Raw genomic sequence first — 23348 nt, 5'->3', positions numbered from 1 at the left:
CCCGCCGGACGGCGCGACGGCTCCCCCGGACGACCCGGGCATCCCCCGCTCGGCCGAGGCCGGCCCCCGGCGGGCGGCGTTAGCCTCGGACACCATGCGCGTGCCGAACAACCGGGTCGCGACCCGCCGCTCCGCGGCCGTGGCCGCGCGGACGACCCTCACCTCCCTGATCGCCGCCGTCGGCACCGCCGGCCTCGCCGCGGCCCACGCGAACCCCGGGCTGCTCGCCGAGGTCGACCAGCACGCCGCCGGGGTACGCGACACCCTCGACGGCGACCGCCGCCCGCTCACCGTGGCGGCGCTCGCCGGGTACGCCGAGGGTCTGCGCGACGCGGCGGCCGAGTACGGCTGGACGCCGCCGACCGTGCCGGACTGGTCCGCGCCCGACTGGACGCTCACCCGCCTGCTCGCGGTGTGCCTGCTGGCCCGTGGACTGGACCCGCGCCACCTCGCCTGACCCGGACACGGCTACGGGGTGCCCGCGATCACCCCGCGGACACCCCGTCACCCGTTGCCGTCAGCCGTTCGGCCGGCGGAACTGCTGCGTCTCGTCGCCCATCTCGCCGGAGCGGTACGTGCCCGCGCCCGACATGGACGACTGCGGCGCCGCCGGTGCTGGTTGCCCGCCCCGGTCGGCCATCCGCCGCTCGTAGTCGCCGCGGCCGGCCTGCTGCGCCTGCCGCTGCTGCCGGATCGCCCGGGACTCCTCGGCGGCCCGGTGCAGCCAGCCGTCCCAGCGGTCCTGCATCGGCTTGACCAGACCACCACCGACACCGACGATCAGGATGCCGGCCACGGTGGCGAGGAACGCCACGAGCACCGGCGTGGTCACCGTGGTGGCGATGCCCACCTGGTTCAGCGCGGCGATGATGCCGAGCGCCAGGATGAAGATCGCCGTCACGTCGGCCAGCACCCGGCCGTACGAGAGCCCGCCGAGCGCACCCGAGACCAGGTCCCGGACGGCGTTGGCGATGGCGGCGGCGATCACCACGATCACGATCGCCACGAAGGCCCGCGGCAGCCAGGACACCACCCCACGGATCAGGTCGCTGATCGCGTTCGGTCCCCACACCCCGAAGGCGAACTGCAGGGTGAACAGCAGGACCGCGTAGTAGGCCAGTTTGGCCAGGATGTCGCTGGCGTCGTACTTGGTGCGTTCCAGGGCCCGTTTGACGCCGCCGCGTTCGACGGCGCGGTCGAAGCCGACCCGTTCCAGTGCCGCGTCCACGATTTTGAGGACGGCTCGGGCGATGAGCCAACCCACGACGAGGATCGCGATGAACGCGATCGCCCGCGGTACGAAGAGCAGCACCGACCTCCAGAAGTCGGTCCAGGCCGCACTGATGTCGACCTGCCCGACCGCGAGGGTTTTCGGCATGATGTCCCTCCTGTCGCGTGAACTGCGCCGCCCGCATACCCGGTGACCTGGGCAGCACGCCGGGCCGGACCGGGGGAATTTCCCGACATGGCCCGCCGAACCGGCCCTGACCTGCCCGAACATCCGCGCCGGGCGGCACCCGTATCCGCCACGGACGCATGATCGGAACCGCCCGGCCACGCTCCGGTTAGGCTGCGGTCATGCCAGGCACCGTCGGTCGGATTCCCACGCCGTCCGCTACCGCACCGGGAGCGCCCACCGATCCCGTCGTCGGCGGGCAGGCGGCCGGGACCGCCCACCCGTGGGCCGGTACGCCGCTGGGCGCCCCGCACACCTGGGACCCCGCGGTCCGCGCCGTCGCGGACGTGGTGCTCGCCTCCCCGGTCCCGATGGCCCTGCTCCTCGGCGACGACCTGGTGGTCTTCTACAACGACGGGTACGCCGAGCTGATCGGCGACCGGCACCCGGAGGCGCTGGGCCGGCCCGCGGCCGAGGCGTTCGCCGAGGTGTGGCGCGACCCGGGCGCAGGCGAGGCGCTGGAGCGGGTCTACCGGCACGGCGAGCCGTTCCTGCAACGGGAGGCGGTGCTGCCGGCCGACCGGCAGGGCCCGGCCGAACCGGCCGTGTTCACCAGGGGCCACTGCCCGGTCCGCGACTCGGCCGGCCGCATCGCCGGCGTGCTCACCGTCTCGGCGCAGACCACCCAGCTGACCCAGCAGTTGCAGAGCCTGAGCGACTTCGCGGCGGCGCTGGCCGGCACGCTCACGCTCGACGACGTGGCGCGGGTGGCGCTGCGCTACTGCCTGCACTCCTTCGACGCCGACCGGGTGTCGTTCGCGGTGGACGAGGGCAGCGCGTGGCGGCTGGTCCGCCGCATCCGCGGTGAGCTGCTCGACGAGGCCGACGAGCGGCTGCCCCCGCTGTGGCGGCGGATGTCCGCCGAGTCGGCGCTGCCCGCGGTGGTGACCGCGCGAAGCGGGGTCGCCTCGTTCACCGCCGACGGGCAGCCGCTGCGCGGCGTCGCGGCGGACCGGCACGACGAGAAGATCCGGGCGCTGGCGGCGCTGCCGCTGCGGACGACTGTGGTGCGGGGCTCGCTGACAGTGGGCTACCGGACGCCGCGGCCCTGGTCACCGGCGGAACGGGCGCTGCTGGCCGCGTCCGCCGAGCTGGTCGGCCAGGCCGCCGAGCGGGCCCGCCGTTTCGAGACCCAGCATGGCACCGCCCAGATGCTGCAGCGCAGCATGCTGCCGGAGCGGCTGCCGGACCTGCCCCGGCTGCGCATCGCCGCGCGTTACGACCCGGGCGTGGACGGCAACGCCGCGGGCGGCGACTTCTACGACGCGTTCCTGCTGCCCACCGGCGCTCTCGGTGTGGTGCTGGGCGACGTGGCCGGGCACGACGTGCAGGCTGCCGCCCGGATGGGCCAGGTACGCGCCGCGCTGCGCGCGCTCGCCCTGGTCGACTCCCGGCCGGACGCGGTGCTCGACGGGCTGGACCGGCTGGTCGCCAGCCTCGGCGTCGAGGGCGGAACCCAGGAGCTGTTCGTGACAGTGGTCTTCGGCGTGGTCGAGGCGGACCGGGAGTTGGTCACGCTGGCCAGCGCCGGTCATCCCGCGCCGCTGATCCGGCGCGCCGGCCCCGGCGCGCCGGTGGCCGAGTTCGTCGACGTGCCGCCCGCACCCCCGCTGGGCCTGGGTGGACGGGCGCGTACCACCACCGTGCCGTTCCGGCCCGGCGACACGCTGCTGCTCTACAGCGACGGCGTGGTGGAGCGGCGCTGGCAGGACCTGGCCGCCGGGATGGCCGGGCTGGGCGCGGCGGTGACCGGGGCGGCCGGCGGCGATCCGCGTGCGCTGTGCGCGGTGGCGACCGCGTCGGTGCCGGGCGCCACCGAGGACGACGTGGCGGTGCTCGCCGTCGAGTACGCGGTGCGCCCCAGCCGGTCGGCGAGCATGGAGGTGCCGGCCGAGCCGACTGCGCCGAGCCGGGTCCGGCACTGGATGACCGCGCAGCTCGGCGAGTGGCGGGTGCCGGAGGCGGTGATCGGCGCGGCGGTGCTGTGCACCAGCGAGCTGACCACGAACGCGCTGCTGCACGCCGGCACCGCCGCCCGGGTCGAGGTCGACCTGTCCGCGGAGCGGCTGCTGGTGTCGGTGGCCGACTCGGGCACCCGGGGTCAGGTCACCCGGGCGCAGACCGACACGCTCAGCAGCCGGGGCCGCGGGCTCGGCCTGATCGAGGAGCTGAGCGACGCGTGGGGCACCGACCCGGCCGTACGCGGATCGACCGTGTGGTTCGAGATCCTCATTCCGGCGGGTGAGTCGCGCGTCGGCGACGCCCCGGCCGGGTAGGAGCCGGACATGGCCGACGACAAGCGACGCGGTGTCCTGTTCGACGTTGACGGCACCCTGGTCGACACGACGTACCTGCACACGGTGAGCTGGTGGGAGGCGCTGCGCCAGGCCGACCACCGGGTGCCGATGGCGCGGATCCACAGGTCCATCGGCATGGGCTCGGACAAGATCCTCGACCACCTGCTCGGCGCGGAGCGGGACCGGGACGCCGACGGCCGGCTGCGCGACGCGCACGACACGCTGTACGCGGAGTACTGGGAGCGGCTGGCGCCGCTGCCCGGGGCGCGGGAACTGCTGCGCGCCTGCGCGGAACGCGGGCTGCGGGTGGTGCTGGCGACCTCGGCCGCCGAGCACGAGGTGACAGCGCTGCGCGCCGCGCTGGACGCGGACGACGTGATCGACTCGGTCACCTCGTCGGCCGACGCGCAGGAGAGCAAGCCGGCGCCGGACATTCTGGTCGCCGCGCTGGACCAGTCGGGGCTGGCCGCCGAGCGGGTGGTGTTCGTCGGGGACTCGGTGTGGGACGTGGCCGCCGCCGGCAAGCTGGACATCCCCTGTATCGGGCTGACCTGCGGCGGCACCGGCCGGGCGGAGCTGGCCGGCGCGGGCGCGGTGGCGGTCTACGACGACCCGGCGGCGCTGCTGGACGCCCTGCCGGACAGCGCCATCGCCACGCTCGGCTGACGGCCCGTCCGATCGACGGGCACGCACACGCTTAACCGGGCCCGCTTCGGGGCACTGCTGGACTCCGCCGCCCGGTCCACGGGCGGCCGAAGGGTGGTGTCGTGGAACCGGTCGATGTCGCGTTCGCTCTGCTGGGCGTCGGTGCGCTGCTGGCCGGGGTACTGCCCCGGGTCCTGGAGCGACGGCCGCTGTCGATGCCGATCGCGTTCCTCGGGCTCGGCATGCTCGTGTTCGTACTGCCCACCGGTCTGCCCACACCTGACCCGCTGCGCTGGCCGGAGCTGACCACCCACCTCACCGAGGTCGGGGTGATCGTCGCGCTGATGGGCGCCGGTCTGAAGATCGACCGCCCGTTGAGCTGGGCCCGTTGGTCGTCGACGTGGCGGCTGCTGGCGATCGCCATGCCGTTGTGCATCGCCGCGGTGGCGCTGCTCGGCTGGTGGTGGGCCGGTCTGGTGCCGGCCGCGGCGCTGCTGCTCGGCGCGGCGCTCGCGCCCACCGACCCGGTGCTCGCCTCGGACGTGCAGGTGGGTGAACCGACAGATGTGGAGGACTCGGAGGACGAGGTGCGCTTCGCGCTCACCTCCGAGGCGGGCCTGAACGACGGGCTCGCCTTCCCGTTCGTGTACGCGGCCATCGCGATCGCCACCACCGGGCTCGCGCCGTCCGGCTGGCTCGCCGAGTGGTTCGCCGTGGACGTGCTCTACAAGCTCGCCGCCGGGGTGGGCGGCGGGCTGCTCGTCGGCTGGCTGCTCGGCAAGTTGTTCTTCCGCGCCCCGAGCAAGCTGCGGCTGGCCAAGCACTCCGAGGGTTTCCTCGCGCTGGCCGCGACGTTCCTCGCGTACGGGCTGGTCGAGGTGATCGGCGGGTACGGCTTCCTGGCCGTGTTCGTGGCCGCTCGCGCGATCCGGGCCGCCGAGCGAACGCACGAGTTCCACTCCGTGCTGCACGACTTCGCCGAGCAGGTGGAGCGGCTGCTCACGGTGCTGTTGCTGCTGCTGTTCGGCGGGGCCGTGATCGGCGGGCTGCTCGCGCCGCTGACCTGGCCGGCGGCGCTGGCCGGGCTGGCCCTGGTGCTGGTGATCCGGCCGCTGGCCGGGTGGCTGTCGCTGCGCGGTGCGCCCGGCAAACCGGCCGAGCACTGGGTGATCTCGCTGTTCGGCATCCGCGGCGTCGGCTCGTTCTACTACCTGGCGTACGCCACCAGCAAGACCGACTTCCCGCAGGCGGATCTGGTCTGGGCCACCGTCGGTCTCGTGGTGGTGGTGTCGGTGGTGGCGCACGGGATCGCCGCGACACCGGTCATGCAGTTGCTGGACCGGGAGGGCGATCGCACCGGCGAGGACACGCGGGCCGGGTCGGCGGCCCAACCGGTGGGCGCCACCGGCTGACCGGCCCGGGCTATCCGCCCAGCCGGGCGGCGAGCGCGCGGCCCAGGTCCCGGCCGGAGCGCCAGGCGGTCTGTACGCGCGGGCGGCCGAACGCGTCACCGGCCAGGCCGATGCCGTCGTCGTCCAGGTGGTACGTGGCGCTCCCGGCGTGCGCGGCCGGGGACGCGTACGTCCAGCGGTGCACGTGGACCGACACCGCCGGCTCGGGGAGTCCGAGCAGGTCGCGGACCGCCTGCTCGACAGCCGGGCGGGCGGCGGTGGGCTGGAGCAGGTGCCCGGCGGCGAACCCGGCGGTGGTGTGCGCGACCAGCACCGGCGCGGCGTCGCCACGCCGGTCGCCGTCGTCGCAGACCAGGCTGAGCACGGGGTGGTCGTTGACGAACGCGCCACGGAAGTCCGCCCAGCGACGGGCCGGGAAGTGCAGCACCCCGGTCAGCGCCGACGACCAGCGCTGTGCGGCGACCGACCGGGTCGCCTCGGCCAGCGCCGGGTCCAGCAGCAGCGCCGCCTGCGGGCCGGGCATGGCGAGCACGACCGCCTCGGCAGCGGTGCCGTCCACCCGGGGGCCGGGCTCGACCGTCATCACCAGCCGGTCGTGCGTCACCGGCAGGTCGGCGGCGAGGTGTTCGACGAGCGAGCGCAGCCCGCGCGGGGCGGCCCAGCGCATCGGGCCTGCGACCTGCTCGCGTCCGCGCGGCCCGTACGCGACGAGCGTGTCGGTCCACTCCCGCGCCAGCCCGGCGTCCCGCCACCGGTCCACCACGGCGACGAAGTCCGGGTCGTCCACCGTGAAGTACGCGGCGCCCAGATCGGCAGGGCGGCCGTCGAAGCGCTTGCTGGCCATCCGACCGCCGGTGACCCGGGCCCGTTCGCGTACCCGCACCGGGATGCCGGCCCGCGCCAGCTCGGTCGCGCACGCCACCCCGGCGATGCCCGCGCCGACCACCACCACGCCCGCCCGCTCCGCCGTCACCAGGTGATCGTAGGCGGCGGGCGGCATGAACCCGCCGGGCCGGGGGTAGTGGTACACCTGTTCGAGGAGAGGTGATGAGCATGGCCGAGCGCGCCAACACCAGCGGCAGGAACGTGAATCCGGACGCCGCCGTCAAGGACCCGGACGACTGGGTCACCGGCGACGAGCCGCCCACCGCCGCCCAGGAGTCGTACCTGCACACCCTGGCCCAGGAGGCGGGCGAGCCGGTGCCGGAGGGCCTGACCAAGGCCGAGGCGTCCCGGCGGATCGACGAGCTCCAGGCGGAGACCGGCCGGGGCCGCTGAGGTCAGCGCGGGGGCAGGCGGTGCAGTTCGACCCGGTCGAGCCGCCCCGCCGCCACCCGCGCGGTCAGGTAGGTGGCGTACGGCTGCGCCCGCCGGTCGGTGGGTGAGCCGGGGTTGAGCAGGCGCAGGCCGCCCGGGGCGACGCTGTCCCAGGGGATGTGCGAGTGTCCGAAGACGAGCAGGTCGCAGTCGCCGTACGCGGCGGCGCAGCGCTCCTCGCGGCGGGTCTTCGGGCCGGTCTCGTGCACCACGGCGACGCGCAGGCCGTTCAGCTCGACGCGGGCCACCTCGGGCAGCCGGGCGCGCAACTCCGGCCCGTCGTTGTTGCCGTACACGCCGACCAGCCGGCGCGACCGCTTCTCCAGCGCGTCCAGCAGCGCCACGTCCACCCAGTCCCCGGCGTGCACGACGACATCCGCGGCCTCGACGGCCCCCCACAGCGCCCCCGGAAGATCCCGCGCCCGCTTGGGCACATGCGTGTCAGCCATCACGACCAGTTCCACCCCCTCATCCTCCCCCACCCCCGCTCCCCCGGGTCGATCATGAAGTTGGCGGCACTCAGGGAGATCGACTTCGCCGTCAACCTCATGATCGACGCGTAGAGGCGGCGGCGTCCGTTATGCGGCCGGCGGCGATGATCAGGCCGATGTGCGAGTACGCCTGCGGGAAGTTGCCCGTCTGCTCGCCGGTGTCCTGGTCGATCTGCTCGGCGTACAGGCCGAGGTCGTTGGTGCGGGCGGCCAGCCGCTCGAACAGCCGCCGGGCCCGGTCCAGCTCCCCCGCCTCGGCCAGGCAGGCGGCCAGCCAGAACGAGCAGATCACGAACCCGGCCGGGTCGCCGTCCCAGCGGCGCAGCAGCCCGTCGCGGGACAGCCGCCGCTCCAGCACGTCCATCGTCGCGCGCATCCGGGGATCGTTCGCGGGCAGGAAACCGACAAGCGGCATGACCAGCACCGAGGCGTCCAGGTCGTCGGCGCCGAACGCCCCGGTGTACGCGCCGACCCGCTCGTTCCAGCCGTGGGTGAGCACGGCCGCCCGGATCTCGTCGCGGGCGGCTGCCCAGCGCGCCACGTCGGCGGGCTCGCCGATGCGGGAGCCGAACCGGACCGCCCGGTCCAGCGCGGTCCAGCACTCGACCTTCGACGACACGTAGTGCCGCTGCGGGCCGCGCCCCTCCCACATCCCCGCGTCGGGCCGGTGCCAGCCGCGTTCGGCCTGGTCGGCGAGCGTACGCAGCAGGTCGCGGACCTCCGGTGACATCGGGTCGAGGTAGTACCGCATCAGCCAGGCGGCGTCGAGCACCTCGCCCAGCACGTCGTTCTGCCGCTGCCGCCAGGCGTCGTTGCCGACCAGCACCGGCCGGCTGTGCTCGTACCCGGCCAGGTGGTCGAGGTCGTGCTCGGTGAGGTCCCGTTCCCCCTCGACGCCGTACATGATCGGCACCGGCTCGTCGCCGATCCGGCCCATCGCCCGCGCCACCCAGGTGAACTGCCGGTCCGCCTCGTCCGGGCAGGCCGCCCGCCACAGCGCCTGGAGCGTGAGGCTGAAGTCGCGCAGCCACACGTAGCGGTAGTCGTAGTTGCGGTCGCCGCCGAGCTTCTCCGGCACCGAGGTGGTGGCCGCCGCGACGACGGCGCCGCTCGGCGCGTACGTCATGCCCTGCACCGCGAGGGCGCTGCGCCGCACCTCGTCGCGGTACTCACCCTGGTAGTCGTGCAGCGCCGACCAGGACCGCCAGGCGGCGACGGTCTCGGCCACCGCCTCGGCGGCGTCGGGCAGCGCCGGTGCGGCGCCGGCGTACGCCGGGGCGTACCCGAGGGTGAAGCGGTGGACGCTGCCGGCGCGGGCGGTGAATCGGCCGGCGGCGGCCCCCGCGGCGACTGTCAGCGGGACGTCGGCGCGCAGTTCCAGCCGGCAGGCGCCGGCGGTGGCGGCCACCACCCCGTCGTGCTCGGTGAGGTAGGCGCCGACCCGGCCGTACTCGAAGCGCGGCGCGTACTCGACACGCATCGCCACCTCGCCGGTGAGCCCCTCGACCAGCCGGGCGAGCACCCGGGGCGAGCGCATCCCGATGTCGTGGCCCCGCGCGCCGTGCTCCAGCGCCAGTGCGTCGGTGACGGCGACCGTGCCGGTCGCCGTGGTGAAGACGGTACGCAGCACCAGCGTGTCGTCCAGGTAGGACCGAGTGCTGGTGGCCGCGCCCTCGGGTCGGATGCTCCAGTGCCCGGCGTGCTCGTCGAGCAACCGCCCGAACACCGACGGCGCGTCGAACCGGGGCGGGCACCACCAGTTGACCGAGCCGTCGCGGTCGACCAGGGCCGCGCTGCGCCCGTCGGCGAGGAAGCCGTGCTCGCTGATGTGTCGGGTCGGCACGGATGTGGCTACCCGGCCCGGGGCATCGGCATGCCTCGCCACATCGGTCCGGCCCGGCGCGTTACCGCTGCCCGGCGCCGGGAACGCGGTGAGTTGACGAAGGAGGATGCTCATGACCAGACCCTCGACTCCGACCGCGGCCTGGCAACCCGGAATGCCGGGCAGCGACAACCTCCCGTCCGGCCCGGGCGGTCGCCCGACGCCGCCGAGCGGGGACGGGCACGGACCGCACGCCGGGGCGCCGACCGTCACGATCGGCTCGTACCCGGACTATCCGTCCGCCCAGCGCGTGGTGGACTATCTGGCCGACAACCGGTTCCCGGTGGAACGTACCTCGATCGTCGGTACGGACCTCACGCTCGTGGAGACCGTGATGGGACGGCTCACCACGGGCCGGGCGGCCCTGCTCGGGGCCGGCACCGGCGCCTGGTTCGGTTTGTTCATCGGGTTGCTGTTCGGCATCTTCACCGCCGGGAACTGGCTGGCGGTGATCCTGGTCGGGCTGGTGATCGGTGCGATCTGGGGTGCGGTGTTCGGTGCTGTGGCACACGCCATGAGCGGTGGGCAGCGTGACTTCACGTCGGCCAGTTCACTGCGGGCCGCGCAGTACGCGGTGACTGTGGACGCGGAGATGGCCGGTCAGGCCCAGCAACTGCTCAGCCGGATGCACCTGACACCAACCGGCGCCACCGCCCGCTGACCGGTAGGGCAATGAGGGGAGGGCCGGGCGGCCCTCCCCTCATTCGTGGTACGCCCGCTCCCCGGCGCGCAGCGGCACGTCCACCCGGTTCTCCGGCGGCGCCAGCGGGCAGGCCCACCTGTCGTCGTAGGCGCAGCTGGGGTTGTAGAGGTAGTTGGCGTCGAGCCGGACCCGGTCGCCGGGGAGCACTGTCAGTCCCCGGCCGAAGGTGCCCTTGACCGTGTCGGTGAGGTACCGGCCCCCGCCGTACGAGCCGTCGCCGCAGGTGCCGTCGCGCAGCGGCAGGAACAGCCCGCCGCCGTACGCCTCGATCCACCAGAGCGTCAGCGGGCCCCACGGCGTCTCGGCGACCGCCACCCGCCGGTACGCGACCACGCCGTCCGGGCCGCCGGTGTCGATGCGCAGCTCCCCGGTAGCGGGGCGCAGCGGCGCCTCGACCACAGCCGACGGGTCGGGAGGGTACCAGCGCAGCCCGGTGAAGGCGGGCCGGTCGGCGGGCGGCACCGGGCTGCTCGGGTGGGTGCGGAACAGCTCGTCGCGCGCGGCCCGGAACCCGGCCAGGTCGAGGCCGGACAGGTAGAGCCGGGCCACCCGCTCCCGCCAGTCGAGCAGGTCGAGATCGTCCATCCCCCGACCCTAGCCGGGTCATCTCTTCAGGTTTGAAGGAGGCCTACGGAGGAGCGCAGGTCCCCACGGCAGCAGAGCTTGTTTAAATTTTAAATAGTGCTACTCTCGGAGCCATGACGGAGAGCCTGGACGCGGAGCGGACGGCCTGCTGGCGCGCGTACATCGAGTCGAGCCAGCGGCTGTTCACCCGGCTCGAGGACGACCTGCGCGCCGACAGCGACCTGAGCTTCGCCGACTACCACGTGCTGGTGCTGCTCTCCGAGGCGCCCGGCCACCGGCTGCGCATGGGTGAGCTGGCCGACCGGCTGGTGTTCTCACCGAGCCGGCTGACCTACCAGATCACCACGATGCGCAAGCGCGGCCTGGTGGCGAAGGAGGCGTGTCCGGCTGACCGGCGCGGCAGCGAGGCCGTGCTCACCGCCGCCGGCCTGCTCGCCCTGCGCGAGGCCGCGCCGCACCACCTGCGCTCCGTGCGCGCCCACCTGATCGACGACCTCGACGACGCCGAGGTCGCCTGCCTCACCCGGGTCTTCGAGCGGCTCGGCCGGCGCCTGCGCGCCGACCGCACCGCGTCGTCCACCCCGGCCGACAAGTAAGGAGCCCCGCGATGCCCGCGATCACCGTCGACGACGTCCTCGTCCTGCCCCGCCTGCCGCAGCTCGGCGAGGCCACCGAATACCGCTCGGTCCGCCGGGTCACCACCGCCCCCAGCGGGTACGAGGGCGAGGGCTTCCCGGTCCGCCGGGCCTTCGCCGGCGTGCCGATGACCGAGCTGGACCCCTTCATCCACCTCGACCAGATGGGCGAGGTCGACTACGCGCCGGGCGAGCCGAAGGGCACCTCCTGGCACCCGCACCGCGGCTTCGAGACGGTGACCTACATGATCGACGGGATCATGGACCACCAGGACTCGACGGGTGGCGGCGGCACCATCACCGACGGCGACACCCAGTGGATGACTGCCGGCAGTGGCCTGCTCCACATCGAGGCGCCGCCGGAGCACCTGGTGATGAGCGGCGGGCTGTTCCACGGCCTGCAGCTCTGGGTCAACCTGCCCAGCGTCGCCAAGATGAGCGCGCCCCGCTACCAGGACATCCGCGGCCGGGAGTCGGCGCTGCTGACCACGCCCGACGGCGGCGGCCTGATCCGGGTCATCGCCGGTGAGGTCGCCGGGCACCAGGGTCCGGGCTCGACGCACACGCCGATCACCATCGCGCACGTCACGTTGCAACCCGGCGCCGAGCTGAGCCTGCCGTGGCGGTCCGACTTCAACGCGCTGGTGTACGTGCTGGCCGGCCGCGGCACCGTCGGAACCGACCGGCGGCCGATCCACCTCGGCCAGCTCGCCGTGCACGGGCCCGGTGAGGCGTTGCGGATCACCGCCGACCGGACACAGGACTCCAACACCCCGGCGCTGGAGCTCTACCTGATGGGCGGCCAGCCGATCCGCGAGCCGGTGGCGCACTACGGCCCGTTCGTCATGAACACCCGCGCCGAGCTGATCCAGGCGGTCGAGGACTTCCAGGCCGGCCGGCTCGGGGTGATCCCGACCGGGCGGGTGCCGCACACCGACGGCCAGGGCGACCGGCCCTGACCTGCTACGGGCGCCCCGGTTCGCCGGGGCGCCCGGCCGCGGTCTCAGGAGACGGCGAAGATCCCGGCCACCCCGAGGATCACCATCAACAGGACCGCCACCAGCGCACCCCGCTCCCCCTCCACCACCTGGTCGCGGTCGGTCACGGTGTTCGTCGTCTCGGCGGGCATGTCGGTGCCTCCTCGGTATCGCGATCCAGGGGTCCGGCGCACCCCTGACGCGCGGCACCGACGCCGACCTGCTGCTCGACGTGCGGGGCCCTGCCGGGGGTCCTACCGTGTGAGGACGTCGTCGACCTCGGGGGGTGGAACGTGACTCTGCGGGACTGGTTCCTCACCGCACAGGAACGCGCCAACCCGGGGTCTGAGTTACCCGTCTGGGCCGATGGAAACCTCGCCGAACCGTTGATTCACGGTGCCGCGTACTTCGACCGCCTGGTCAGCGAGGTGGAGGCGCTGTCCGCGGGCGACCACCTGTTCTTCACCGACTGGCGCGGTGACCCGGACGAGCGGATGCGCCCGGACGGCCCCACCGTGGCGCAGTTGTTCGCGCAGGCCGCCCAGCGCGGCGTCATCGTCAAGGGCCTGCTCTGGCGCTCCCACCTCGACACGCTCTCCTACAGCGAGGCGGAGAACCGCGACCTCAGCGAGGCGGTCCGCGCGGCCGGCGGCGAGGTGCTGCTCGACCAGCGGGTCCGGCGCGGCGGCTCGCACCACCAGAAGCTCGTGGTGCTGCGCCGGCCCGGCGACCCGAGCCGCGACATCGCCTTCGCCGGCGGCATCGACCTGTGCCACAGCCGCCGCGACGACGCCGGCCACGCCGGCGACCCGCAGCCGGTCGGCATGTCCCCGCGGTACGGCCCCACGCCACCCTGGCACGACGTGCAGCTCGCGCTACGCGGACCGGTGGTCGGCGCGCTCGACACCACGTTCCGGGAGCGGTGGACCGACCCGATGCCGCTGGACTCGGAGAACCCGATGGCGTACCTGCGGGACCGGCTGCGCGGCTCCGACCTGCGCCCGGACCCGCTGCCCGAGCAGCCTGCCGACCCGCCGCCCTGCGGACCGCACCACGTGCAGGTGCTGCGCACCTACCCGGCGGTGCGCCCCCGCTACTCGTTCGCCCCGGACGGCGAGCGCACAGTGGCCCGCGGCTACACCAAGGCGGTACGCCGGGCCCGGCGGCTGATCTACCTGGAGGACCAGTACCTCTGGTCGACCGAGGTGGCGGAACTGTTCGCGCAGGCGCTGCAGGAGCACCCGGACCTGCACCTGGTGGCGGTCGTGCCCCGGCATCCGGACGTGGACGGCCGGCTCGCGCTGCCGCCGAACATGGTCGGCCGGGAGCAGGCGCTGTCGCTGTGCCACCGGGCCGCGCCGGAGCGGGTGCACGTGTTCGACGTGGAGAACCACGACGGCACGCCGGTCTACGTGCACGCGAAGGTCTGCGTGGTGGACGACGTGTGGGCCAGCGTGGGCAGCGACAACTTCAACCGCCGGTCCTGGACGCACGACAGCGAGCTGTCCTGCGCGGTGCTCGACGACACCCGCGACGAGCGGGCGCCGGCCGACCCGGCGGGGCTGGGCGACGGCGCCCGGGTGTTCGCCCGCGACCTGCGGCTGCGGCTGTGGCGCGAACACCTGGACCGCGATCCGGGCGGCGCGCAGGACGACGACCTGCTGGACCCGGCGGACGCGGTCGCGGCGATCACCGCGGCGGCGGACGAGCTGGAGCGCTGGCACGCCGGGGGCCGGGCCGGTCCCCGTCCGCCGGGCCGGTTGCGGCCGCACCGCCCGGAGCGGTTGCCCTGGCATACGCGGCTCTGGGCGCTGCCCGCGTACCGGCTGGTCTACGACCCGGACGGCAGGCCGCTGCGGGCCCGCCGGGCCGGCACCTGGTGAAGGTCGGCCGGCTCGTCCGGCACGTTCGGGCGGGCCGGGTACGCGAACGACACGCGCGGCGAGTAGAAGCCCCAGCACACGTGCAGCGGGTTGGCCGGCCGCAACGCGTGGACCGGGTGCTCCGGGGCCGGGAACTCCACCGACTCGACCTCGAACGGTGACACCGGCTCGGCCACGTACGGATAGTCGGTGACGATCAGCTCGCCGTCGCTGCCTGTGAGGTAGCGATGGTGGCCCATGTGCGCCTCGGTGCCGGTGTGCCCGACCCGGGCGGTCACCCGGATCAGCAGCGTGCCGTCGGCGGCCCGGGTCTCGGCGGTGAGCCGGCCGCCCCGCAGGTCCAGGCGGGTCTGCCCGGCGGCGGCGGGTGCGCCCCGCGCGGCGGCGTACTGCCGGACCCGCTCACTGGAGGTGAGGTAGTGCGTCCACCAGCCGCCCGGCGTCTCGCCGTCGGGCGGATCCATGTCCGCCAGTGAGACACCCAGGTAGGTGAGCGAGTACGCGCCGAAGCCGGAGGTCTGCGTCTCGTCGTCGACCACGTACTGGTTCACGAACACCTGACGCTGCGGGTGCGGGCGCAGACCGGCGGGCAGCAAAGTCTCGACCGCGCCGGGATCCGCCGGGAGCCAGCTGAACAGCAGCGTCCGGGCGTTGATGACGAGTTGCGGCGCGGCGGGATCCAGCACGGTGCCTCCGTTGACGTGTCGCTACGGACGCTACGGGCGGTCCCGTCGGCGGGACAACGACAGAAAGCCGACACATCGACCACCTGTCGGATTCTTCGTTGACCGATCGGGACGCGCTATGCCCGGAAAAACGAGGTCCATACCCCGCCACACCTTAAGTACATCGTACTTTCGGCTAGATTTCCGCAGCACGATCGGGCTATGGTGGCTTCCGAACGTACTACCGACACCTAAACCTGAGCGTCACGTCTTTTTTCTTCCGTGGACGAGGTGCAGGGAGGACCACTCATGACCGCTCCCACGACCAGCGCCCCGGCGACCACGCCGGCCGGCTCCGCGAAGCTCGACCCCCGCTCGCTCACCGACAGCGCCGCCGACCTGCTCGCCGCGATGGCCGCGCTGCCGGCCGGCCACCCGTCCCGGCCCGCGCTGCGCGACCGCGCCATCGAGGCGTGGCTGCCGCTGGCGAACCACCTGGCCCACCGCTACAGCGGCCGCGGCGAACCGAACGACGACCTGGCGCAGACCGCGGCGATCGGCCTGATCAAGGCGATCGACAAGTTCGACCCGTCGCGCGGCGTCGACTTCGCCGGCTACGCCATCCCCACCATCATCGGCGAGCTGAAGCGCCACTTCCGCGACCGCACCTGGGACATCCGAGTGCCCCGCCGGCTCCAGGAGCTGCGCCTGGCGATCTCCGACGCCAACAGCACGCTGCTCCAGACGCTCGGCCGCTCCCCGACGGTCGCCGACATCGCCGCCCACCTCAAGCTCACCGAAGAAGAGGTGCTGGAGGGCCTGGAGGGCGCCCGCGCCTACAACGCGGTGTCGCTGTCCACCCCGACCGGCGACGGCGAGCGGGCCACCGAGCTGGGCGACCTGCTCGGCGGCGAGGACGGCGAGTTCGAGCTGGCCGAGATGCGCGTCGCCCTCGGCCCGGCGCTCGCCACGCTCGACCGGCGCGAGCAGAAGATCCTTACGCTGCGCTTCTACGGCAACCTGACCCAGTCGCAGATCGCCGAGCAGATCGGCGTCTCGCAGATGCACGTGTCCCGGCTGCTGGCCCGGGCCCTGACCAAGCTGCGCGGTCAGCTCGACGGAACGTACTAGCAAGGGGGCTGCGGCCGGGTCGGCGGACCCGGCGCGGCGGCCACCCGGCCCGGTCGGCGGTGCGCCGGCCGGGCCGTTCCGCGTCCCGGGGGCAGCGCGGACCGTCCGGCGGCGCGGTGCGAGAGTGGGGCCGTGCTCGCCGACATCCCGCTCGACCTGCCGGTCCGCCCGGTCCTGCCGGCGCTCGTCGGCGCGCTGCGCGAGCGCGGCGCCGCCGTCCTGGTGGCGCCGCCGGGCACCGGCAAGACCACCACCGCGCCGCTCGCGGTCGCCGACGCGGTGCCCGGCCGCGTGGTGATCGCCCAGCCCCGGCGGGTCGCCGCCCGCGCCGCCGCGCACCGGATGGCCGCCCTGCTCGGCGAGCGGGTCGGCGACCGGATCGGATACGCGGTGCGCGGCGAGCGCCGGACCGGCCCGCGTACCCGGGTCGAGGTGGTCACCACCGGCCTGCTGGTCCGCCGCCTGCACCACGACCCGGAGCTGCCCGGCGTGGACGCGGTAGTGCTCGACGAGTGTCACGAACGGCACCTCGACGCCGACCTGGCGCTGGCGTTCAGCGTCGAGGCCCGCGCGACGCTGCGCCCGGACCTGTGGCTGCTGGCGATGTCGGCCACCCCGCGGACGGACCGGTTCGCGGCGCTGCTCGGCGCCGGCGACCCCGCCCCGGTGGTACGCGCCGAGGCCGCGCTGCACCCGGTCGAGCGGGTGTGGGCGCCACCGCCGCGCCCGGTGACGCCGCCCGGCGCGGGCCGGGTCGATCCCGCGCTGCTCGACCACGTGGCCGCCACCGTGCGCCGGGCGCTGCGCGAACGCGACGGCGACGTGCTGGTCTTCCTGCCCGGCGCGGGTGAGATCGCCGCCGTCGCGGGCCGCCTGGCCGACCTGCGCGACATCGCGGTACTGCCCCTGCACGGCCGGCTGCCCGGGCCCGCCCAGGACGCGGCGCTCACCCCGGCCGCCGGACGGCGCGTGGTGCTCGCGACGGCGGTGGCGGAGAGCAGCCTGACCGTGCCCGGCGTCCGGGTGGTGGTGGACGCCGGACTGAGCCGGGTGCCGCGCACCGACCTGGCCCGAGGGCTGGGCGCGCTGGTCACGGTGCCGGTGTCCCGGGCCGGGGCCACCCAGCGCGCCGGCCGGGCCGGACGGGAGGCGCCCGGCGCGGTCTACCGCTGCTGGTCGGAGGCGGCACACGAACGGCTCGCCCCGCAGCCCGAACCGGAGATCGCCACCGCCGACCTGACCGGGTTCGCGCTGGAGCTGGCCGCCTGGGGCACACCGGACGGCACCGGGCTGGCGCTGCCCGACCCACCGCCACCGGCCGCGCTGACTGTGGCGCGGGAGACGCTCACCACGCTCGGCGCGGTGGACCACGACGGCCGGATCACCGCGCGGGGACGGGCGGTAGCGGCGGCGGGCACGCATCCCCGGCTGGCGCGGGCGCTGCTGGACGGCGCACCCCGGGTCGGTGCCGAACGGGCCGCCCAGGTGGTGGCGATCCTCGGCGAGGACACGCTGGGCGGGACCGGGGACGACCTGCCCGCCCGCTGGCGGCGACTGCGCGACGGCACCGACCCGGCCGCAACCGCGCGCTGGCGCACCGAGGTACGCCGCCTGCGCGCCGCCCTGCCCGCCGACGGCGCGGCCGAGCGGGGGCGCCTGCCGGACGATCTGGCCGCGGGGCTGCTCGCCGGACTGGCGTACCCGGAACGGCTGGCCCGGGCACGGCGGCCGGGCGGGTCCGCGTACCTGATGGCCGGCGGGACCGCCGCGGAGCTGGCGCCCGGCTCGGGGCTGCCCGGAGCGGCGTGGCTGGCCGTCGCGGTGGCCGACCGCTCCCCCGGCGCGCCCGCCGCCCGGGTGCGGCTCGCCGCGCCGATCGACGAGGCGACCGCCCGGGAGGCCGGGGCGGCGCTGCTGGACACCGGGCGGGAGGTGGCCTGGTCCGGCGGGGACGTGGTGGCCCGCGAGGTGGTCCGGCTCGGCGCCGTCGAGCTGGTCGACCGGCCGCTCACCGCGCCGGACCCGGAGCTGGTCGCGGCGGCGCTGCTGGACGGGCTGCGGCAGGAGGGACCGGGCCTGCTGCGCTGGACGCCGGAGGCGACCGGGCTGCGCCGCCGGCTGGCGTTCTGCCGCCAGGCGCTCGGCGACGACTGGCCGGACGTCTCCGACGCGGCGCTGCTCGCCGAGGCGCGCGTCTGGCTCGGCCCGGAGCTGGCCCACGCCCGGCGCCGGGCCGACCTGCACCGGGTGGACGTGGCGGCGGCGCTGCGGCGGCTGCTGGACTGGCGGCAGGCGGCGCGGCTGGACGAGCTGGCCCCGGAGCGCCTGGAGGTGCCCAGCGGCTCGCGGATCCGGGTCGACTACGCCGACCCGGCCGCGCCGGTGCTGGCGGTCAAGCTCCAGGAGACGTTCGGCTGGCGGGACGTGCCGCGCATCGGCGACGGGCGGGTGCCGGTGCTGCTGCACCTGCTCTCCCCCGCCGGGCGGCCGGTGGCGGTCACCGCCGACCTGGCCTCGTTCTGGCGCACCGGCTATCAGCAGGTACGGGCGGAGCTGCGCGGACGCTACCCGCGCCATCCGTGGCCGGAGGACCCGACCACCGCCGAGCCGACCCGAAGGGCCGCCCCGCGACGGCGGTGAGGGCTATTCCTCGACGACGTCGGCGATCACGACGGTGATGTTGTCCGGGCCGCCGGCCCGCAACGCCAGGTCGATCAGCCGGGCCGCGCAGGCGTCGCGTTCCGGCTGCTCGCTGAGCACCTCGGTGAGCGTGTCCGCGCGGACCACGTTGGAGAGGCCGTCGCTGCACAGCAGCCAGCGGTCACCGGCCCGGGGCACCATCGTGGCGTACGACGGGGAGACCTCGTCGCCCTGCAACGCCTGGGTCACCACCGCCCGCCGGGGATGGCTGCTGGCCTGCTCGGCGGTGATGACGCCCTGGTCGACGAGCATCTGCACGAACGTGTCGTCGCGGGTGACCTGCTTGAGCACGCCCTCGCGGTACAGGTAGGCCCGGGAGTCGCCGACGTGCGCCAGCGCGAGACAGCTGCCGGTACGGGCGAACAGCAGCGCGGTGAGCGTGGTGCCCATGCCCTGACGCTCCGGATCCTCCTCGACGGCCTGGCGGATCCGCGCGGTGGCCAGCTCGATCCCGCCCTGGAGTGCGGCGACGAGAGCGTCCTCCGGCGTCTCCACGTCCAGCGGGGCGACCGCGTCGATGGCGATGCGGCTGGCCAGGTCGCCGGCCGCCATGCCGCCCATGCCGTCGGCGACCGCGACCAGCCAGGCACCGGCGTGCTGCGCGTCCTGGTTACCGCTGCGGATCAGCCCACGGTCGCTCGCTCCGACGGAACGAAGCTTCAGGGTCATGGGTCGCAGCCTGCCAGGTCGAGGGCTCGGATGTCTCTAGGAGATCACTGACATCGTACGTGGCGCGCCGAATCGGGCCGCGCGCGGGCGGGATGCCTCATCGGGCCGGATCGATTGACAGCGACGGAACGCGGTGGAAACATCGGGCTGATATTGGGAGCGCTCCCAGCTCCCGGTCTCCCCCACCACCCCCGAGCACGGAAGGAACCTCCGTGACCCGATCCCGTCGTCGGCTCGCCGCACTCGCGGCCACCACGCTGGCGCTCACCGGCCTCACCGCCGGCCCGGCGAGCGCCGAGGTGCCGCCGGATGCCCCCGAACAACTGCGCAACGGCGACTTCAGCGCCGGCGTCTCCCCCTGGTTCTCGTACGGCACCGGCGACCTCGCGGTCGTCGACGGCCGGCTCTGCACCTCCGTCGCGGCGGGCACAGCCAACCCGTGGGACGCCGGGATCGGCCAGGACGCGGTGCCGCTGACCCAGGGCGCCGAGTACGAGCTGTCCTTCGACGTCTCCGCGACCCCCGGCGCGGCCGTCAAGGCGGTGCTCCAGCTCGGCAGCGCCCCCTACACCACCTACGCCAGCGTCGACGCCACAGCCACCGGCACCGCGAAGCACGTCACCACCACCTTCACCTCCCCGGCCGACAACCCCACCGCCCAGCTGATCTTCCAGGTCGGTGGCAGCGCCCAGGCGCAGACGTTCTGCCTGGACAACGTGTCGCTGCGCGGCGGAGAGCCGGCGCCGCCGTACGAGCCGGACACCGGGCCGCGGGTCCGGGTCAACCAGGTCGGCTACCTGCCCGGCGGGCCGAAGCACGCCACAGTGGTCACCGAGGCCACCGACGCCCTGCCCTGGCAGCTCAAGTCGGCCGGCGGCGCGGTGGTCGCCAGCGGGCAGACCACGCCGCGCGGCACCGACGCCGCCTCGGCGCAGAACGTGCAGACTGTCGACTTCTCCGCGTACCGGACGCCGGGCACCGGCTACACGCTGACAGTGGACGGCGAGACCAGCCACCCGTTCGACATCTCCGGCGCGCTCTACGACCGGCTGCGCGCCGACTCGCTGCAGTTCTTCTACGCCCAGCGCAGCGGCATCGAGATCGACGGCGACCTGATCGGCGAGGAGTACGCCCGCCCGGCCGGCCACCTCGGCGTCGAGCCGAACCAGGGTGACACCGACGTGCCGTGCCAGGCCGGCGTCTGCGACTACTCGCTGGACGTGCGCGGCGGCTGGTACGACGCGGGCGACCACGGCAAGTACGTCGTCAACGGCGGCATCGCCGCCTACCAGCTGCTGAGCACGTTCGAGCGGACCAAGACGGCCGAGACCGCCGCCGGCGGGGCCGCCCTGGGCGACTCGACGCTGCGACTGCCCGAGCGCGGCAACGACGTGCCGGACGTGCTCGACGAGGCCCGCTGGGAGGTGGAGTTCCTGCTGCGCATGCAGGTGCCGGCGGGCAAGCCGCTGGCCGGGATGGTCCACCACAAGATCCACGACCGGAACTGGACCGGCCTGCCGCTGCAGCCCCAGGACGACCCGCAGCCGCGTGAGCTGCACGCGCCGTCCACCGCCGCCACGCTGAACCTGGCCGCCGTCGCCGCGCAGTGCCAGCGGCTGTACGCCCCGTACGACGCCGCGTTCGCCGCGCGCTGCGGCACCGCCGCGAAGACCGCGTACGCGGCGGCCAAGGCGCACCCGGCGATCTACGCCTCGGCCAGCGACGGCACCGGCGGCGGCGCGTACGACGACACGAACGTCACCGACGAGTTCTACTGGGCCGCTGTCGAGCTGTGGCTGACCACCGGCGACAAGGCGTACCTGGCCGACATCACCGGCTCGCCGCTGCACACCGCCGACGTGTTCGCCCCGACCGGCGCGTTCGGCTGGCAGAGTGTCGCCGCGCTGGGCCGCCTGGACCTGGCCACCGTGCCGAACACGCTGCCCGCGGCGGAGAAGACCCGGATCCGCGAGTCGATCACCGCCGCCGCCGACGGATACCTGGCCACGATCGCCGGCCAGGCGTACGGGCTGCCGTTCCCGGGCAGCGCCGACGCGTACGTCTGGGGCAGCAACAGCAACCTGGTGAACAACGCGATCGTGCTCGCCACCGCGTTCGACCTGAGCCGGGACGCGAAGTACCGGGACGGCGCGGTGCAGGCCGCCGACTACCTGTTCGGCCGCAACGCGCTGAACATGTCGTACGTGACCGGGTGGGGCGAGCAGCACGCCCGCAACCAGCACAGCCGGATCTTCGGCCACCAGCTCAACCCGGACCTGCCGCGCCCGCCGGCCGGTTCGCTCGCCGGTGGTCCGAACGCCGCGCTCCAGGACCCGTTCGCGGCGAACCTGCTTGCCGGGTGCGCGCCGATGTTCTGCTACGTCGACGACATCAACTCGTACGCGACGAACGAGGTGGCGATCAACTGGAACTCGGCGCTGGCCTGGCTCGCGTCGTTCCTGGCCGACCAGGGTGACGCCGGCGCGGTGCCGGCGCCGTCCTGCGCGGTCACCTACACCACGCACGGGAGCTGGCCGTCCGGCTTCACCACCCAGGTGACGGTGCGCAACACCGGCACGACGGCGGTGAACGGGTGGAGCCTGCGCTGGGCGTTCCTCGGCGACCAGAAGGTCGACCACGCGTGGTCGGCACAGCTCGGCCAGAGCGGCGCCACGGTCACCGCGAAGAACCTGTCCTGGAACGCGAAGCTGGCGCCGGGCGCGTCCATCACGTTCGGCTTCAACGGGACCGCCTCCCGGTTCCCGAACCCGGATCCGGGGCTGGTCACCCTGAACGGAAAGGCCTGCACGGTCTCCTGACCGAGCTGACCGGACGCCATCGCAGGACCGGGTACGGTCCTGCGATGGCGTACCTGTTCCTGCTCGGCGCGATCACCGCCGAGGTGATCGGCACCAGTCTGCTCAAGGCCACCGACGGTTTCACCCGGCTCTGGCCCACACTGGGCCTGGCGGTGGCGTACCTGTCCGCGTTCGGGCTGCTCTCCCTGGCCGTGAAGGACATCCCGGTCGGTGTCGCGTACGCGGTCTGGTCCGGCCTCGGCACCGCCGCCATCATGGCGATCGGCGCGGCGTTCCTCGGTGAGCCGCTGAGCGTGACCAAGGTGATCGGCGCGGGGCTCGTCATCGCCGGGGTGGTGGTGCTCAACCTCGGCGGCGCCCACTGAGCCCGGCCGCTCGCAGCAGCCGGAGCTGGCCGATCTCGGCCACGTTCTTCATCAGCTCGGCGTTCACCCAGGCGGCCAGGTCCGCGACGGTGAACCCCGCGTCGGCCGGCCAGGGGTACGCCGACGGCCGCTCCAGGTCGGCCCCGGTCAGCCCGTCCAGCGCGTCCGTCCACTCCGTCCGCAGCTCCCGCAGCCAGGCGATGGTCTCCGGGCCCGGCCCGGGCCAGCGGATGTCGTCGCGTTCCCGCACCGGACGCTGCCGCACGTGGTCGGTCGCGACCGACCACCACCAGCCGACGTGCCAGGTCAGCCACGCGATCGTGGGCACCGGCACCGGGTCCGGCTCGCTGTCGGCCCAGTCGGGACGCCACCCGCCGTCCGGCTCGGGGCGCATGGTCCAGCAGACGCCGCCCACTTCCCAGAGGAAGTCCGCCGGCTCCAGCCGGTCGAGGTGGTACTCGGCGAGCGCCCAGGTCAGGTCGAACTGGCGGCGCAGCAGGCCGGTCACGGAGGCAGGCATCGCGCGATCGTGGCACGGCCCACGCCCGCGGTCGACCGGTTAACGCGCCGCCCGGGCTCGGCGTGTCGCCCCGGAAGAGAAGAGTTGCCCCGCCGGCGTCATGCCTCTCCGTCATAAATATGACCGAGAGGCATAAGGCTCGAAAAGCTCATCCTTCCGCGGGAGCCGCCGCCCGCGCTTGAGCGCGGCCCGCCCC

Annotated in this window: 22 protein-coding genes; 13 read left to right on the top strand and 9 right to left on the bottom strand. The window is 74.4% G+C overall.

What is annotated here, in order from left to right; translation table 11 throughout:
* Positions 1–94: 94 nt before the first annotated feature.
* Complete coding sequence (locus IRY44_RS14955) at positions 95–457, top strand: DUF6401 family natural product biosynthesis protein (protein WP_194800996.1); 363 nt, start codon at positions 95–97, stop codon at positions 455–457.
* A gap of 60 nt (positions 458–517) precedes the next feature.
* On the opposite strand, the gene IRY44_RS14950 is transcribed toward IRY44_RS14955, so the two are convergent.
* Complete coding sequence (locus IRY44_RS14950; RefSeq protein ID WP_194800995.1) at positions 518–1378, bottom strand: hypothetical protein; 861 nt, start codon at positions 1376–1378, stop codon at positions 518–520.
* A 200-nt stretch (positions 1379–1578) separates the two neighbouring features.
* Between IRY44_RS14950 and IRY44_RS14945 the strand changes: the two genes are divergently transcribed.
* The 3 genes from IRY44_RS14945 to IRY44_RS14935 all read left to right on the top strand — a co-directional run bounded on the left by IRY44_RS14945 (position 1579) and on the right by IRY44_RS14935 (position 5810).
* Positions 1579–3732, top strand: coding sequence for a SpoIIE family protein phosphatase (locus IRY44_RS14945; RefSeq protein WP_194800994.1), 2154 nt, complete (start codon positions 1579–1581; stop codon positions 3730–3732).
* Between the two features lie 9 nt (positions 3733–3741).
* On the top strand, positions 3742–4419 hold the full coding sequence (locus tag IRY44_RS14940) for an HAD family hydrolase (RefSeq protein WP_194800993.1): 678 nt from the start codon (positions 3742–3744) through the stop codon (positions 4417–4419).
* Positions 4420–4520: 101 nt separating this feature from the next.
* Positions 4521–5810: a sodium:proton antiporter gene (locus IRY44_RS14935; protein WP_194800992.1), complete on the top strand. Its 1290-nt coding sequence runs from the start codon at positions 4521–4523 to the stop codon at positions 5808–5810.
* Between the two features lie 10 nt (positions 5811–5820).
* On the opposite strand, the gene IRY44_RS14930 is transcribed toward IRY44_RS14935, so the two are convergent.
* Positions 5821–6762, bottom strand: coding sequence for an FAD-dependent oxidoreductase (locus tag IRY44_RS14930; RefSeq protein WP_194801053.1), 942 nt, complete (start codon positions 6760–6762; stop codon positions 5821–5823).
* A 101-nt stretch (positions 6763–6863) separates the two neighbouring features.
* On the opposite strand from IRY44_RS14930, the gene IRY44_RS14925 reads away from it, so the two are divergent.
* On the top strand, positions 6864–7088 hold the full coding sequence (locus tag IRY44_RS14925; protein WP_135239321.1) for a DUF3072 domain-containing protein: 225 nt from the start codon (positions 6864–6866) through the stop codon (positions 7086–7088).
* 2 nt (positions 7089–7090) lie between these two features.
* Here IRY44_RS14925 and IRY44_RS14920 read toward each other — a convergent pair whose 3' ends face one another.
* Positions 7091–7591 (bottom strand): metallophosphoesterase, encoded by a 501-nt coding sequence (locus IRY44_RS14920; protein ID WP_194801052.1) that lies wholly within the window; start codon positions 7589–7591, stop codon positions 7091–7093.
* A gap of 82 nt (positions 7592–7673) precedes the next feature.
* Complete coding sequence (locus IRY44_RS14915; RefSeq protein ID WP_194800991.1) at positions 7674–9461, bottom strand: glycoside hydrolase family 15 protein; 1788 nt, start codon at positions 9459–9461, stop codon at positions 7674–7676.
* A gap of 112 nt (positions 9462–9573) precedes the next feature.
* On the opposite strand from IRY44_RS14915, the gene IRY44_RS14910 reads away from it, so the two are divergent.
* On the top strand, positions 9574–10161 hold the full coding sequence (locus IRY44_RS14910) for a general stress protein (RefSeq protein ID WP_013285375.1): 588 nt from the start codon (positions 9574–9576) through the stop codon (positions 10159–10161).
* A gap of 39 nt (positions 10162–10200) precedes the next feature.
* Here the strand turns inward: IRY44_RS14910 and IRY44_RS14905 are convergent, their stop codons facing one another.
* The gene (locus IRY44_RS14905; RefSeq protein WP_194800990.1) at positions 10201–10788 is read right to left on the bottom strand and encodes a DUF1684 domain-containing protein; all 588 of its coding nucleotides are present in this window, start codon (positions 10786–10788) and stop codon (positions 10201–10203) included.
* 113 nt (positions 10789–10901) lie between these two features.
* Between IRY44_RS14905 and IRY44_RS14900 the strand changes: the two genes are divergently transcribed.
* Positions 10902–11384, top strand: coding sequence for a MarR family winged helix-turn-helix transcriptional regulator (locus IRY44_RS14900; protein ID WP_194800989.1), 483 nt, complete (start codon positions 10902–10904; stop codon positions 11382–11384).
* An 11-nt stretch (positions 11385–11395) separates the two neighbouring features.
* Positions 11396–12382, top strand: a complete 987-nt coding sequence (locus IRY44_RS14895; protein WP_194800988.1) for a pirin family protein — start codon at positions 11396–11398, stop codon at positions 12380–12382.
* 44 nt (positions 12383–12426) lie between these two features.
* Here the strand turns inward: IRY44_RS14895 and IRY44_RS31045 are convergent, their stop codons facing one another.
* Positions 12427–12552: a hypothetical protein gene (locus tag IRY44_RS31045; protein WP_255533052.1), complete on the bottom strand. Its 126-nt coding sequence runs from the start codon at positions 12550–12552 to the stop codon at positions 12427–12429.
* Positions 12553–12693: 141 nt separating this feature from the next.
* On the opposite strand from IRY44_RS31045, the gene IRY44_RS14890 reads away from it, so the two are divergent.
* Entirely contained in the window at positions 12694–14283 is a 1590-nt protein-coding gene (locus IRY44_RS14890) for a phospholipase D-like domain-containing protein (protein ID WP_194800987.1), read from the top strand.
* Here IRY44_RS14890 and IRY44_RS14885 read toward each other — a convergent pair.
* The gene (locus IRY44_RS14885; RefSeq protein ID WP_194800986.1) at positions 14232–14969 is read right to left on the bottom strand and encodes a hypothetical protein; all 738 of its coding nucleotides are present in this window, start codon (positions 14967–14969) and stop codon (positions 14232–14234) included. The two genes, IRY44_RS14890 and IRY44_RS14885, sit on opposite strands and share 52 nt — an antisense overlap.
* Positions 14970–15257: 288 nt before the next feature.
* On the opposite strand from IRY44_RS14885, the gene IRY44_RS14880 reads away from it, so the two are divergent.
* Positions 15258–16079: a SigB/SigF/SigG family RNA polymerase sigma factor gene (locus tag IRY44_RS14880; protein WP_194800985.1), complete on the top strand. Its 822-nt coding sequence runs from the start codon at positions 15258–15260 to the stop codon at positions 16077–16079.
* 132 nt (positions 16080–16211) lie between these two features.
* The gene (gene hrpB / locus IRY44_RS14875) at positions 16212–18719 is read left to right on the top strand and encodes an ATP-dependent helicase HrpB (protein WP_194800984.1); all 2508 of its coding nucleotides are present in this window, start codon (positions 16212–16214) and stop codon (positions 18717–18719) included.
* A 3-nt stretch (positions 18720–18722) separates the two neighbouring features.
* On the opposite strand, the gene IRY44_RS14870 is transcribed toward hrpB, so the two are convergent.
* Positions 18723–19448: a PP2C family serine/threonine-protein phosphatase gene (locus IRY44_RS14870; RefSeq protein WP_194800983.1), complete on the bottom strand. Its 726-nt coding sequence runs from the start codon at positions 19446–19448 to the stop codon at positions 18723–18725.
* Between the two features lie 212 nt (positions 19449–19660).
* On the opposite strand from IRY44_RS14870, the gene IRY44_RS14865 reads away from it, so the two are divergent.
* Together IRY44_RS14865 and IRY44_RS14860 are read left to right on the top strand one after the other, a co-directional pair.
* Positions 19661–22267 carry a glycoside hydrolase family 9 protein gene (locus IRY44_RS14865; protein ID WP_194800982.1) on the top strand — a complete coding sequence of 869 codons (2607 nt, stop codon included), beginning with the start codon at positions 19661–19663 and terminating at the stop codon, positions 22265–22267.
* Between the two features lie 44 nt (positions 22268–22311).
* Positions 22312–22632: a multidrug efflux SMR transporter gene (locus tag IRY44_RS14860; protein ID WP_194800981.1), complete on the top strand. Its 321-nt coding sequence runs from the start codon at positions 22312–22314 to the stop codon at positions 22630–22632.
* On the opposite strand, the gene IRY44_RS14855 is transcribed toward IRY44_RS14860, so the two are convergent.
* Positions 22610–23152 (bottom strand): DinB family protein, encoded by a 543-nt coding sequence (locus IRY44_RS14855; protein ID WP_194800980.1) that lies wholly within the window; start codon positions 23150–23152, stop codon positions 22610–22612. The two genes, IRY44_RS14860 and IRY44_RS14855, sit on opposite strands and share 23 nt — an antisense overlap.
* Between the last annotated feature and the right edge of the window lie 196 nt (positions 23153–23348).

Source organism: Micromonospora sp. ANENR4 (assembly GCF_015354395.1).
Classification (GTDB): Bacteria; Actinomycetota; Actinomycetes; order Mycobacteriales; family Micromonosporaceae; genus Micromonospora; species Micromonospora aurantiaca.
This window is presented reverse-complemented; position numbering and strand designations above follow the sequence as displayed.